A 12820-nucleotide genomic window follows, 5' to 3' on the forward strand; every position below is an offset into this window, starting at 1 on the left:
GATCGTCATGTGCACCCCGACGAACGCGCCGAAGCTGCCGTCGTTGCGCCGCAACCCCGCCGTCGCCCTGACCATCGACATCGAATCGCCACTCACGACCGCATTCTCGCGTCAGGAGCGGGTCAGCGTGACCCCGTAGTTGTTCGCCGCGTCCACGACCGGCTGGTAGTAGGAGTACGAACCGGTCGCGTTGGCGCCCTGGTTCCAGCCGCAGTCGTGACCGTCGTCGGGGCCACCGGAGGTCATGCCCTGCGCGGTGTTGCCCGCGATGTAGGCGCCGCCGCTGTCCCCGCCCTCGGTGCAGACGGTCGACTTGGCCAGCCCCGTGGTGGCGACGCTTTCCCCGCTGTAGCGCACGGTCTGGTTGTACGCGGTGATCTTGCCGCAGGTCCAGCCGGTTGTGTTGCCCGCCTTGCACAGCGTGGTGCCGACCGGCGCCTTCGAGCTGCCGGTGATCCGCACCGTCGTGCCCTTGCGGGTGTCCACGTAGCCGCGGCCGGTGTCCTCGGCGTCGATGTCCATCAGGCCCATGTCGACCGACGGGAACTCGGTGGCGACACCGCGTCCGATGTGGACGCCGTTGCGGTTCAGGATGTCGGGGTTGCCCTCGACGCAGTGCCCGGCGGTCAGCAGCACGTTGTCGCCGTCGCTGGTGGTGCCGGGGAAGCCGAGCGAACAGTTGGTGCCGGGGTCGAGGTCCATGATCTGGCCGGGGATGACGTCGGCCTGCGTGGTGTTGCCGTTGGCGACACCGGTCCGCACGGCGACGCCGGGCAGCGCCGAAAGCCGCCGGACGAGGGCGCCGTCGGCACCCGGCTGCACGGTGACGACGACCTGGTCGGCCGCGAGTTCCGGACCCCACGACTGCACCTGGCCGACGTCGCCGCCGATCACCTTGCCGACCTTGTCGGACAAGGCGTTCAGCGCGTTCTCGCCGCGGGCGCCGACCCGCGGCGTCAGCCCGGCCGACCGGAGCGTCCGCGCGGACCCGGCGTCGGCGGCGTTCACCACGAGGGCACCGGCGTCGTCGAAGTACGCGCCGTCCGTGTGCAGGCCACGTGTTCTGATGTTCTCCAGCGACGCGATCAGGCTTTTCTCATGGTCCAGCTTCTGCGCGGCCTGGAGCGGGCTGACCCGGAGCTGGGTGGCGAGCGTTTCCAGCATCGTCTGGTCGTAAGCGGTGGCCGGAGCGGCGGTCGCCGGGACGGCGAGCGCGCCGATTCCGGCGCAGACGCTCAGCAAAGTGAGCATGACGGGTCCGCGAATACGCATGCGCGTTTCCTTCGATAAGGAGGGAATGACGAACCGCCGGAATGGGGGAAATGGCAGGGACCGGGCGGTTCATCTCGACGTGACGCACATTACGAGCGGCCGTCTATCGCGTCGTAGCGCCAAAAGTAGGTTCCGCGATCGCGGTCCTACTTTCGTATGCGGAAAACGCGAAAAGCCTGCGTATTCAATTGCGGGGAAGTGTCATCGTCCCAAAAGTGTCAGCGGTCGCGCTGTCGAGATAAGCGTCCAAAGCGGCCGCGCCGGAGAGCAGGGCACGGCCCCTCGCCGCGAGCCGGGAGTGCCAGTCCCGCAGCGTCGATTCGAGCGGTACGACACCGCCTGCCGACCGGACCTGCTCGATCAACGGCGCGATCCGCTCCAGGAGATAGCCGCCCCGCCGGAGCTGATGGGTCAGTTTGGCGTCGCGGACGTCGGCCGCGCTGTAGACGCGATACCCCGTCCTCGGATCGCGTTCGGGCCGGAGCAGACCGGCGAGCTCCCATTTGCGCAGGGTGGCGGGCCGGACGCCGAGTTTCCGGGACAGCGGTCCGACGAACAGGTCGCCCCGCTCCTGCGGCACGGGTTCGAGGTCGCGGAGCGCGGCCGTGACGGCCTGGAGGGTGCGGCGGTCTTCGAGCAGTTGCGCGTGGCTTTCGTCGATGAGCCGCAGCGCCTCCTCGACCGCGCCCCGGTTGACCGCCTCCATGATCGACGCCGCCGTCGCGTGGCCGTGTCCGGGCACCAGCGCCAGGAACGCGCGCAAGGCTCGCGCGTGCACCGAGGTGTAGGCGCGGTAGCCGTGCGGGCTGCGTTCGGCCGCGGGGAGGATGCCGTCCGCTTCGTAGTTGCGGACGGCCTGGGTGGACAGACCGTGTTCACGCGCCAGATCGACCGGTCTCAGTCGTTCGCCGCTTCGAAGGGTTCGGCCCACTCACCCCACGATACAAGTCCTGGGACTTCCCGCGTTCAGTCCTCTAAGGGCGTGGGGAATCCGCCCGTCGTTCGTAGCGCGCGCGAGCCAGCCGGTATGCCGTGCCGAGCAGTTCGCGGGTGGCCACCTCGGTCTTCGACGCCGGGTTCACGATCGCCAGCCAGCCCGCGGTCCCGTACACGGGATGGGCCAGCACGGTGTCCGCGACACCGGGATCGACGTCGGTTTCGGCCGCTTCCCGAGGCGCCCGGCCGAGCCTGCGGGCGAACTCGTCCTTCCCGGCGTGGATGTTCACGCGGAACGTGTCCGGCCGATCCAGGCGCGAGCTCTCGTCCCCGGGATAGTTCTTGGTCACGATCGTCGCGAAAGGCTGGACGTTCGTCGGGACGACGCCGTCGGGGGAGTAGTAGAAGAACGCGTCACCCCAGCTGAGCTCCGGCCAGTCGTCGCCCGCCGAAGGGGTGAGGGCCAGGACTCCGTCGAGGCCGGAGACGAGGTCGATGATCTCTTCGATGGTCATGTGCTCAAGCGTCGCATTAAAGTGCTTGTGGAGGGTTCGACGACGTTTTCAATGGAGTGACGGTGTCAAGTCTCAAAACCGCGGAGATCGCGCGGCGGGCGGGGTGCTCCGTCCAGCAGGTGCGCAACCTCGAACGCGACGGCGTGCTCCCGGCGGCGACGCGGACGGCGTCGGGCTACCGGAACTACGGGGAGATCCACCTCCGGTCCGCGCTGGCCTACCGTGCGCTCGCCGCCGGCGTGGGGCCGGTCGAGGCCAAGAAGATCGTCCGGGCCGCGCACCGGGACCCGCTCTCCGAGGTGCTTGCGCGTCTCGACGCCGCCCACGCCGGCCTCGACGCCGAGCGCGCGGACCTCAGGGAGGCCAGGGAAGCCGTCCGGGTGATCTCCCGCGAACCGATCGACGACGTGCGCGGCTCGGACTCGATGAGCGTTTCCGAACTCGCCTCGGCGCTCGGCGTGCGCCCGTCGACGTTGCGGCACTGGGACGCGGAACGGCTCGTGGTCCCCGACCGCGATCAGCGCGGGACCCGGCGGTACACGCCGTCCCAGGTGCGGGACGCGCGGATCGCGCACCAGCTGCGGCTCGCCGGATACCGCGTCGAACCGCTGCGCGCGCTGATGCCGGAGCTGCGGCGATCGCGGCGGCTGGACGACGTCGCTTCCGCGCTCGCCGCCAGGGACGACGGCATCACGGCCCGCTCGCGGGCGCTTTTCGAAGGGACGGCCGCGCTCGCGCTCGTTCTCGGCTAGGCGGTGGCGGCCCGTTCCCGCAGCGCCGCGAGCGCCTTGTCGGCGTGGACGTCGAACTTCAGCTCGCTCTTGATCACCGCGAGGATCTTGCGGTCGGTGTCGATCACGAAGGTGTGCCGTTTGGCGTGCAGCGGGTTGAAGCGGCGCCAGACGCCGAACTGCTTCGCGACGGTACCGTCCACATCGGACAACAACGGGTAGTCGAAACCGTGCAAGGTGGAGAATTCGCGCTGTTTGGTGACGCCGTCCGGGCTGATCCCGACGCGGTGGGCGCCGACTTCGCCGAATTCCGCGGCCAGGTCGCGGAAGTGACAGCTCTCGGCGGTGCAGCCGCCGGTCATCGCGGCGGGGTAGAAGAACAGCACGACCGGGCCGGAGGACAGGAAGTCCGACAGGGTGCGGTCCTGGCCGGTGTCGTCGGGCAGGGTGAAGTCCGGGGCGAGGTCTCCTTGATCCATGCCCGGCATTCGGAGCCCGGCGCGGACCGGATTGGTCTCAGCGCGCGCAGCGCCAGAAGACGGTCGCCTCATACGGAGAGATGACGAGTTCGGAGTACTCCTCACAGTCGGTGAACCCGGCCCGGTCCGCCTGTCCTGGCGTCTTGGCGGGCATGGATGAGCGCGAGGCCGAAGTCGCTCGATCCGTGGCCGGCGAATTCCCCGGTCTCCGGCGCGGTCGCGGAAGCCGGGTTGGCGATCGTGGCCAGGGCGGCGGCAGCGCCGAGCAATGTGAGCAGTGTCTTCCTCATGACGACCACGCTAGGGCCGGGACGGTCCCCGATTCGTCCGCCGGCCGGGTGCCCCCTCGGTTTCCGGCCGTCGTAGGTGCTTTCTCACGACGTGCGACACGGGAAACGGATATCGTCGCGGCATGTCTTCTCGCAAGGTGGGCACTCAGCGTGCTTTCGACGCCGCCGCCGCCGATTTCGCCGCGCTGGGGCGTCATCTGTGGGAGCCGATCGGCGCCGCCACGGTGGCGGCCGCCGGGATCGGCGAGGGATCGCGGGTCCTCGACGCCTGCTGCGGCACCGGGGCGTCGGCGATCCCGGCGGCGCGGACGGTCGGGGCCGATGGCCTGGTGGACGCGATCGACCTTTCCGGTCCGATGATCGGCGAGCTGCGCCGGCTCTCGGCGGACCTGCCGCAGTTGCGCGCGCACGAAGCCGACGCGACGGCTTGGGAAACCGGCGGTTACGACGCCGTTCTGTCCGCGCTCGGCATCTTCTTCTTCCCCGACATGACGGACGGCACCGAGCGGCTGATCAGCCGGGTCCGTCCCGGTGGTCGGGCAGTGTTCACCATTTGGCGTGCCGGGGCCATGGTGACGGCCGGTCGTCAGGTCGGGCGCGCGATGGCCGAAGTGACCGGTTCCGAGCGGCCGCCGGAGCGGGAGCCCGGTCTGATCGACCGGATCAACCAGGCCGGCACCTACGCCGAATGGCTTTCCGGTCGCGGTCTGTCCGATGTGGACGTCCTGGTCAACGAGCTGAAACTGTCGATGACGCCCGAAATCGCGTGGCTGGTCGTCATCGGCTCCGGCTTCCGGGGCATCGTCGACGATCTCGCCCCCGATGTCGTCGAACGGGTGCGTGAGCGCTACCTCGAATCGTTGGAAGCCGAAGGAATCGCCGAACTCGACGCGACGACGCTGGTCGGCTCCGGCACCGTCCGCTGACCGTCCGGCGTGCCGGATCCGTTCCGTCGAACGGGTCGGGCATGCTGTGCCCCGCACACGAAAGTCGGGGAGGAAACGGCATGACCGAGGTACCGGAATCCGTTGTTCCGGAACGGGTGGACAGCCCGGTCCGGCAGGCGGCGCCGTCGAGCAAGGTCGGCCGGTGGCTGATGGAGCACCGCGTCCAGCCGGTGGGGCCGGAAAGCCACGAGGAGCACACCACGCCGCAGTCGTGGTGGAAGGTCATGTGCCTCACCGGCGTGGACTACTTCTCTACCTTGTCGTATTTGCCCGGCATCGCGGCTTTGGCCGCCGGCGCGCTTTCGCCGCTGGCGACGTTGCTGATCGTCGCGCTGACCCTGCTCGGCATGCTGCCGATGTACCGGCGCGTGGCGAAGGAGAGCCCGCACGGCCAGGGATCGGTCGCGATGCTCGAAAACCTGCTGCCGTTCTGGCGCGGCAAGCTGTTCGTCCTGGTGCTGCTCGGATTCGTGGCGACGTCCTGGATCATCACCATCACGCTGTCCTCGGCCGACGCCACGGTGCACGCGCTGGAGAATCCGCACGTTCCGTCCTTTTTGCACGGTCACGCGGTGCTGATCACGGTGGTCCTGCTGCTGATCCTCGGCGGGGTGTTCCTGCTCGGGTTCAGTGAGGCGGTCGGCGTCGCGATCCCGCTGGTGGCGGTGTTCCTGCTGCTGAACGCCGTGGTCGTGGTCGCCGGGATCGGCGAGGTGATCACCGAGCCCGCCGCGCTCGACCGCTGGACCGACGCGCTCACCTCGGGCGGAGGCGGATTCGGTGGTGTCGTCGGCCCCGCCATTCTGGCGTTTCCTTTGCTGGTGCTCGGATTGTCCGGTTTCGAGACCGGCGTGAGCATGATGCCGCTCGTCGCGGCAAAGGGCGAGAACTCCGAGCAGAAGCTGGCGAACCGGATCCGCAACACCCGCAAACTGCTCACCGTCGCCGCGCTGATCATGTCCGTGTACCTGATCGCGACCAGCTTCGTCACCACGATCCTGATCCCGGCGGATCAGTTCGAACCGGGCGGCGCGGCGAACGGCCGGGCGCTGGCGTACCTCGCGCACGAACTGCTCGGCGAGTGGGTCGGCACCGCCTACGACATCAGCAGCATCCTGATCCTGTGGTTCGCCGGGGCGTCGGCGATGGCCGGGCTGATCAACATCGTGCCGCGGTACCTGCCCGCGTACGGGATGGCGCCGGACTGGGCCCGCGCCGTGCGCCCGGTGGTGCTCGTCTACACCGCGATCTGCATCCTGGTGACGGTCGTCTTCAACGCCGACGTCAACGCGCAGGCCGGGGCGTACGCCACCGGGATCCTCGCGATGATGGTGTCCGCGTCGGTCGCCGTGGCCATTTCCGCGGCGAAAAAGCGTCAGCGCAAGGCCGCGATCGCGTTCGCCGTGCTGACGCTGATCCTGATTTACGCCTTGGTGGAGAACGTCATCGAAAAGCCCGACGGGCTCACCATTTCCGCGTTCTTCATTCTCGGGATCATCGTCGTTTCGCTGATTTCGCGGGTGAGCCGCACCACCGAACTGCGGGTGGAGCACATCGAATTCGACGAGCCCGCCCGGAGGTTCCTCACCGATTCGATCGCCTACGACGGCGCGCTCACGATCATCGCGAACCGGCGTCAGGCCGGGGACGCCGACGAGTACCGGGCGAAGGAGGCCGAACAGCGCGGCATGAACCCGGTGCCGGGCGCCGCCGACGTCCTGTTCCTCGAAATCGACGTCATCGATCCGTCCGGCTTCAGTGACGTGCTGAAGGTCCGCGGCGTCGAGATCGACGGTTTCCGCGTGCTCCGGGCGGAGAGTCCCGCCGCCCCGAACGCGATCGCCGCCATCCTGCTCGCCCTGCGGGACAACACCGGCGTCCGGCCTCAGTGTCATTTCGAGTGGAGCGAGGGCAGTCCGCTCGGGCATCTGTTCCGCTATCTGATCCTCGGGCGCGGGGACACCGCACCGGTGGTCCGGGAGATCATCCGCACCAGTGAGCGCGATCCGGCGCTGCGGCCGGGCATCCACGTCGGCTGACTCACGAAACGCGAGGGTTTCGGTGTACAGTCGTTCACTCAAACCGGGTGAACGGTGGGAACGGGTGCGACCAGACAACGACTCTTCTGTTCGGGGCCGCGGGCAAGGGCCGTTCGGCTCCTGGCTGCTCGGTCCGCTCGATCAGGACACGGCCGTGCTGCGCCGTCGCGTCCAAGGACTGCTCACCGGCACGCTGATCGCGACCAACGTGATCGGCGCGCTGGTCGTGGTCGGACTGGCGGCCCTGCTGATGCCCGCCCCCGGCATGTCCGGCGACCTCGTCCGGGTCACCGCGATCGCGGTCCCCGTCTACGTGGTCTCCGCCGTCGTCGTGGGCGCGCTCTGGGGCACACGCGGCGCGCTGCGGACGTTGCGCTGGGCGGCCGAAGGGCGGAAGCCGACCGACGCCGAACGCGCCGCGAGCCTGCGGGTGCCGTTGCGCCTGACGCTGGTCCAAGCGGTGCTGTGGGGCGTCGCGACCGTGGTGTTCGGCGCGCTGGCCGCGCTGGTGCAGCCGCGAGTCGTGCTGACCGAACTGCTCGTCGTCGCGTTCGCGGGAGTGGTCGTCTGCGCGATCGCCTACCTCGCGGGCGAGTTCATCCTGCGGCCGTACGCGGCCCTGGCCTTGGCAGGCATGTCGCCGGAACGTCCGCTCAGCGGCGGGGTCAACCTCCGGATGCTGCTGTTCTGGTGTCTCGGCACCGGGGTGCCGGTGGCCGGACTGGTGGTCACCGCGATCCTGGCGTGGGTGCGCGGCGACGTGTCGACCACGAAACTCGCCGTCTCGGTGATCGTGCTCGGCCTCGTGGTGCTGTGCTTCGGCCTGCTGGTGACCGTGTTCACCGCCCGCGCCGTGGTGAACCCGATCCGGTCGGTGCAGCACGCGCTGGGCCGGGTGCGGGCCGGGGACCTCACCGTGGAGATCCCGGTCTACGACGGCACCGAACTCGGCCTGCTGCAAGCGGGCTTCAACGGGATGGCCGTCGGTCTCGCCGAACGCGAACGTTTGCGGGACCTGTTCGGCAGGCACGTCGGCGAGGACGTCGCGACCGAGGCGATGCGCACCTCCGCCGAACTCGGTGGCACCGTGCGGACGGTGTCGGTGCTGTTCGTCGACCTGATCGGCTCGACGGCGCTGGCCGCGAGCCGTCCCCCGGAGGAGGTCGTCGGACTGCTCAACCGGTTCTTCGCGGTGGTGGTCGACGAGGTCGACCGTAACCACGGGCTGGTCAACAAGTTCGTCGGTGACGCCGCGCTCGCGATCTTCGGCGCGCCGGTGCGGCTCGAAGGCCACGCGACCCTCGCGCTGTCCGCGGGCCGCGCGATCGCGCGCAGGCTGGCGGCGGAGGTGCCGGAATGCCCGGCCGGGATCGGCGTGGCGACGGGTGAGGTCGTCGCCGGGAACGTCGGCGACCCGCGGCGGTTCGAGTACACGGTGATCGGCGACCCGGTCAACGAAGCCGCCCGGCTGACCGAACTGGCGAAGAACGTCGAAGCCCGGTTGCTCGCCTCGTGGACGGCGATCGAGTCGGCGGACGAGGCCGAGGCCGGCCAGTGGAAGGCGACGGAGGACGTCACCTTGCGGGGCCGTGCCAAGCCCACCACACTCGCGACCCCGAGGTCCTGAACGGTGCCGGATTCACAGCCTTTGTGAACGGGTCGTGAATCTTGCGCGGCGGACAGGGGGTCGAAGCCCGCGAGCCTGGTGTCTCCTGGCCCGCGAGGGCGACCCGGACCTGTGAACGATCACAGCGGTTCCCCCGCGCCCGGTGAGGGCGTTGTCCCCGGAGCCGGTGCGGCGCACGGTGATCTCCCCATCCCCGTGTCAAAGGAGACATCTGTGAAGAGCCTTTCGAGGGCCGTTCTGGCCACCGGAGCCGCCGTCTTCGCGCTGAGCATGCTGCCCGCCACCGCCCTCGCGCAGCCCGGCGACGCCGGGGACCGCCCCACCGGCCTGATCAAGACCCAGACCCACACGCAGGTCCGCGAGGTCGCACCGGTCGCGGGGAACGCGCTCACGGTCGCGTCGACGCTCGCTTCCAAGCAGCTGAACTACACCCAGCAGGTCCAGCAGCAGAACCAGTGGTGCTGGGCCGCGGACGGTTCGAGCATCGAGCGTTCGCAGGGCGGATCCGCCACCCAGGCCCAGTTCTGCGCCGCGGGCAAGGGCACGTCGGCCGGGTACTGCCCGAACCAGGCGGCCCAGATCTCCGAGATCGTCCGTGGTTTCCGCGGCACCGGTTTCTCCGCGCAGGACGCGGGCGGGCCGATCGGCTTCAACTCGGTCGTCAGCCAGGTCGACTCCGGGATCCTGAACCTGACCGGGATCTACTGGACCTCGGGCGGCGGCCACGCCGAAGTGATCTACGGCTACGACTCGGCCAATCAGTCGATCATGGTCGGTGACCCGTGGCCGACCTACCAGCGCTACCAGACCTGGAACTACAACCAGTACCGCAGCAACGGCCAGTTCCGCTGGAACGACACCATCGTCAACATCCGGAAGGGCTGAGGCGCGGTCATGAACACGATCTGCCGGAAGTTCTCCGGTTGTCTCGCGGTCGCCGTCGCGACGCTGCTCCCCGCCACGCTGCCCGCTTCGGCGAGCGAGAACGTCGTCGCGCCCTCGGCCGGCGATCTCGCGGCCGCCGTGAGCGTCGCCGCGCAGCCGGACGCGATCGGGCTCGCGAGATCGAACTTCCGGCAGGTCGATCACATCGAACCGCAACGGATCACGATGGGGGAGAAGGGTTTCCCGGTCTACACCCTCAACCCCGACTTCGTCAGGGGCGTCGCGGGCGCCCCGGCGGGCGTGCTGAGATCCGTCGCCGTGACGGCCACCGCCGACTCCGGTCAGAAAGCGACCTTGCAGGCGATGCCGGAAGGCCCCGGGAAATGGGTCGCCGCGAGCGTGTTCTCGGGGAACGACGAAGAGACTCTGAGCGGCCGGATCCGGCCGGGTTCGGTGCTGCTCAACGAACCCCAGATCAACGGCTGGTACGAACTCCGCCCCGAGGGCGTCGTGTTGCTGCAGGCGAGCCTGCCGCAGTCGCCGGTGGGCAAGCTCCTCCCGCTCTCGGAGTACCAGCGGAACGTCCACGGCCGCTACGCCGACAAGCTGCCGGGATCGGACTACCAGCGCGGCGGCGGGATCGGCTTCACGCAGGCCGTCCCGCCCGCGGCCGCCGAGACCGGCATACCCGTGTCGATCGTGGCCGGGTTGATCGCCGCCGGGGTCGCCGGGGTGGCGATCGTGGTGTTCGCGGTGTGGCGGAGGCGCAGCCTCACTCCCAGATGAGGTCGATCCCCGCGATCCCGACGCCGAGATCCTCGAAGTAGGCGCTGACCGTCGCACCCGGTCCGGGATGCAACGTCTCGCTGACCACGGGAGCCAGGTCTTCGCGCTCCCGCACGGTTTTGACGCAGCGGGCCGGGATCGCGGCGGCGTCGAACCGCATCCGGAGCAGGTACGCGGACATGCGCGCGCGGACCGTCCGGTGGAAACAGGTGGACCGGACCGACGCGGCCAGGCGCAAGGTGAACGCGAAGGTGTGCGTTTCCCCTACGGCCAGGCCACGGTCGAAAAGGAGCTCGAACACCATTCCCGGTGACGAGGTGCTCCGGCGCACCCTGCCTCTTCGGCAGCCGTCGGTGGCGAAGACCGTGGTGGCCTCCATGTCGGTGCCGTCTTCGTCCTGATGGGTCACCACGAAACCGTCCGCGCCGGGTTCCCGTGCCCGCACGACCATGGTGGAGGTGATCTCCGAGGCCCGCCCTTGCCCGGTCATGGTCAGCACGTCGACGACGGTCACCACGTCGAGCTTCGAGTTTCCTACCGCACCGGGGGAATCGCTCAGTTCGTCCAGCAGCGAGCAGGTTTCCGCCCAGCTTTGCCGCAGTTCCACCACCGAGGGCCTGCGGTCGTCGCCTGCCGCTCGCCGCTGCGGGCCGATCAGGACGACCAGGCTGTCCGGCGGCAGACCCAGCACCGCTTCGAGCGCTCGGACGACGTCGAGCGAGCGCGGCGTCGACGGATGCCGGAGTCCGCGCTGCCAGTAGCTCAAGGTCGATTCGGCCACGGAAACACCGCGTGCCGCCAGATGCGCGCGGATGCGGGACAGGGAAAGCCCGCGGTGGTCGACCGCTTCGGAAAGCGCGCGATGGAATGGTCCGGACCTGACCGCGTCCGGCACCGTTCGCCGCGCGCTGGTCTCCTCGCGTTCCTGGTACATGGCTGGCACCCCCACCGACGCCGGGTTGGCGCAAAGCATGCGCAGTCCGGCCCCGGTCGGCAACCGTCAAAGGTCGAGAACCGGACTTTCCGCCCCGTCAGGCGAATTCGAGCCGCAGGCTTTCCATACCGCGCAGCGTCACCTGCTTCACCCAGACCGGATCGGCGGTCCGCCGGAAAGCACGTCCGGTACCGAGCAGCGTCTCGAACAGGGTCCGGCCTTCCAGCCTCGCCAACGGGGCGCCGAGGCAGAAATGGATGCCCTGTCCCAGCGCGAGATGCCTCGGCGAGGGACGGTCGACGTCGAAACGGTCCGGCTGCTCGTACGCGCGCGGGTCGCGGTTGGCCGCACCCAGCAACAAGACCGCCTGAGAGCCCGCAGCGACGGGCAAGTCGCCGATGGTCGTGTCCCGCGAGGCGAGCCGCATGGTCAGCTGGACGGGGGAGTCGAACCGGAGCATCTCCTCCACCGCGTTCGGGATCTTCGACCGGTCTTCGGCCAGTTTCCGGTGCTGCTCCGGGTTGTTCAGCAGCGCGAGGGTCCCGTTGCCGATCAGGTTGGTCGTGGTCTCGTGCCCGGCGACCAGCAGCAGCATCGCGGTGATCACCAGCTCGCCTTCGCTGAGCCTGTCGCCCTCGTCGGACACCGACACCAGATCGGAGAACAGGTCGCCGGTCGGCCGCTTCCGCCGTTCTTTCGCGAGCTCACGGAAGTAGGCGACGAACTCGCGCCGGGCGGCGACGGCCGCGTCGACGGTCTCCTTCGCGATCAGGAAGGCCGGGTCGAGCGCGCGCCCCATGGCGTCCGACCAGCCCTCGAAGCGGTCGCGGTCGGCCAGGGGCACCCCGAGCATCTCGCTGATCACGACCACCGGCAGCGGCTTCGCGACTTCGGTCATCAGGTCGAATTCGCCCATTTCGAGCGCTTTGAAGACGAGTTCCTTCGCCAGTTCCCCGACCCTCGGGGCGAGCTGTTCGACCATCCTCGGCGTGAACGCCTTGGAGACCAGCCGCCGCAGCCGCGTGTGGTCGGGCGGATCGAGCGCGAGGAACGACCGGACCACCCGGCCCTGGTCGTCCACCGGCTCGTTCTCGTGCGGATCCGGCAGCACCTCCGGCTCCGAATGCCCGAACGCCGGGTTCTTCAGCAGCGCGGACGCCTCCTCGAACCCGCTCACCACGAAGAACCGATCGGCGGCCTCGAACACCGGGCCGCGGTCGAAGACCTGACGGTAGAACGGGTACGGATCGGTCCTGGTCTCCGGTGTGAGCAGGTTCTCGAGCATGACCCCGATCCTAGGCTCAGCCGGAGGTGTCCCGTGGCGTGTTCCGCCGGGGTGGTCGTGAGTGGCGTTTCGGGTTAGAACCCGAAACCCCCAA

At 69.2% G+C, this 12820-nt stretch carries 13 protein-coding genes and 1 pseudogene; 7 read left to right on the plus strand and 7 right to left on the minus strand.

Features of this window, described 5'->3' with window-relative positions; genetic code table 11:
- Nucleotides 1-88: pseudogene (locus AB0N89_RS39960) on the plus strand (pyridoxamine 5-phosphate oxidase); the annotation flags it as partial.
- A 23-nt stretch (nucleotides 89-111) separates the two neighbouring features.
- Here AB0N89_RS39960 and AB0N89_RS39965 read toward each other — a convergent pair.
- From AB0N89_RS39965 to AB0N89_RS39975, 3 genes are all read right to left on the minus strand, one after another.
- On the minus strand, nucleotides 112-1272 hold the full coding sequence (locus AB0N89_RS39965; RefSeq protein ID WP_364216611.1) for a S1 family peptidase: 1161 nt from the start codon (nucleotides 1270-1272) through the stop codon (nucleotides 112-114).
- A gap of 184 nt (nucleotides 1273-1456) precedes the next feature.
- Nucleotides 1457-2203, minus strand: coding sequence for a TioE family transcriptional regulator (locus tag AB0N89_RS39970; RefSeq protein ID WP_364216614.1), 747 nt, complete (start codon nucleotides 2201-2203; stop codon nucleotides 1457-1459).
- A gap of 43 nt (nucleotides 2204-2246) precedes the next feature.
- Entirely contained in the window at nucleotides 2247-2723 is a 477-nt protein-coding gene (locus AB0N89_RS39975; protein WP_364216617.1) for a DUF6194 family protein, read from the minus strand.
- Nucleotides 2724-2785: 62 nt separating this feature from the next.
- Between AB0N89_RS39975 and AB0N89_RS39980 the strand changes: the two genes are divergently transcribed.
- Nucleotides 2786-3475, plus strand: coding sequence for a MerR family transcriptional regulator (locus tag AB0N89_RS39980; RefSeq protein WP_364216620.1), 690 nt, complete (start codon nucleotides 2786-2788; stop codon nucleotides 3473-3475).
- On the opposite strand, the gene AB0N89_RS39985 is transcribed toward AB0N89_RS39980, so the two are convergent.
- A complete protein-coding gene (locus AB0N89_RS39985; protein ID WP_364216623.1) occupies nucleotides 3472-3933 on the minus strand; it encodes a peroxiredoxin in 462 nt (153 codons plus the stop codon). The genes AB0N89_RS39980 and AB0N89_RS39985 overlap by 4 nt on opposite strands.
- A gap of 101 nt (nucleotides 3934-4034) precedes the next feature.
- Nucleotides 4035-4223: a hypothetical protein gene (locus AB0N89_RS39990; protein ID WP_364216625.1), complete on the minus strand. Its 189-nt coding sequence runs from the start codon at nucleotides 4221-4223 to the stop codon at nucleotides 4035-4037.
- Between the two features lie 122 nt (nucleotides 4224-4345).
- Here AB0N89_RS39990 and AB0N89_RS39995 point away from each other — a divergent pair, with 122 nt between their 5' ends.
- The 5 genes from AB0N89_RS39995 to AB0N89_RS40015 all read left to right on the plus strand — a co-directional run bounded on the left by AB0N89_RS39995 (nucleotide 4346) and on the right by AB0N89_RS40015 (nucleotide 10507).
- Complete coding sequence (locus AB0N89_RS39995) at nucleotides 4346-5149, plus strand: methyltransferase domain-containing protein (protein WP_364216628.1); 804 nt, start codon at nucleotides 4346-4348, stop codon at nucleotides 5147-5149.
- An 80-nt stretch (nucleotides 5150-5229) separates the two neighbouring features.
- Nucleotides 5230-7209, plus strand: coding sequence for an amino acid transporter (locus AB0N89_RS40000; protein WP_364216631.1), 1980 nt, complete (start codon nucleotides 5230-5232; stop codon nucleotides 7207-7209).
- Between the two features lie 64 nt (nucleotides 7210-7273).
- Entirely contained in the window at nucleotides 7274-8836 is a 1563-nt protein-coding gene (locus tag AB0N89_RS40005; protein WP_364216634.1) for an adenylate/guanylate cyclase domain-containing protein, read from the plus strand.
- Between the two features lie 213 nt (nucleotides 8837-9049).
- On the plus strand, nucleotides 9050-9721 hold the full coding sequence (locus AB0N89_RS40010) for a papain-like cysteine protease family protein (RefSeq protein ID WP_364216637.1): 672 nt from the start codon (nucleotides 9050-9052) through the stop codon (nucleotides 9719-9721).
- A 9-nt stretch (nucleotides 9722-9730) separates the two neighbouring features.
- Entirely contained in the window at nucleotides 9731-10507 is a 777-nt protein-coding gene (locus AB0N89_RS40015) for a hypothetical protein (RefSeq protein WP_364216640.1), read from the plus strand.
- Here the strand turns inward: AB0N89_RS40015 and AB0N89_RS40020 are convergent.
- Both AB0N89_RS40020 and AB0N89_RS40025 read right to left on the minus strand, forming a co-directional pair.
- On the minus strand, nucleotides 10494-11441 hold the full coding sequence (locus AB0N89_RS40020; RefSeq protein ID WP_364216643.1) for a helix-turn-helix transcriptional regulator: 948 nt from the start codon (nucleotides 11439-11441) through the stop codon (nucleotides 10494-10496). The genes AB0N89_RS40015 and AB0N89_RS40020 overlap by 14 nt on opposite strands.
- 97 nt (nucleotides 11442-11538) lie before the next feature.
- On the minus strand, nucleotides 11539-12726 hold the full coding sequence (locus AB0N89_RS40025; RefSeq protein ID WP_364216645.1) for a cytochrome P450: 1188 nt from the start codon (nucleotides 12724-12726) through the stop codon (nucleotides 11539-11541).
- Between the last annotated feature and the right edge of the window lie 94 nt (nucleotides 12727-12820).

The sequence above is a fragment of the Amycolatopsis sp. NPDC089917 genome, assembly GCF_040684635.1.
Taxonomy (GTDB): Bacteria; Actinomycetota; Actinomycetes; order Mycobacteriales; family Pseudonocardiaceae; genus Amycolatopsis.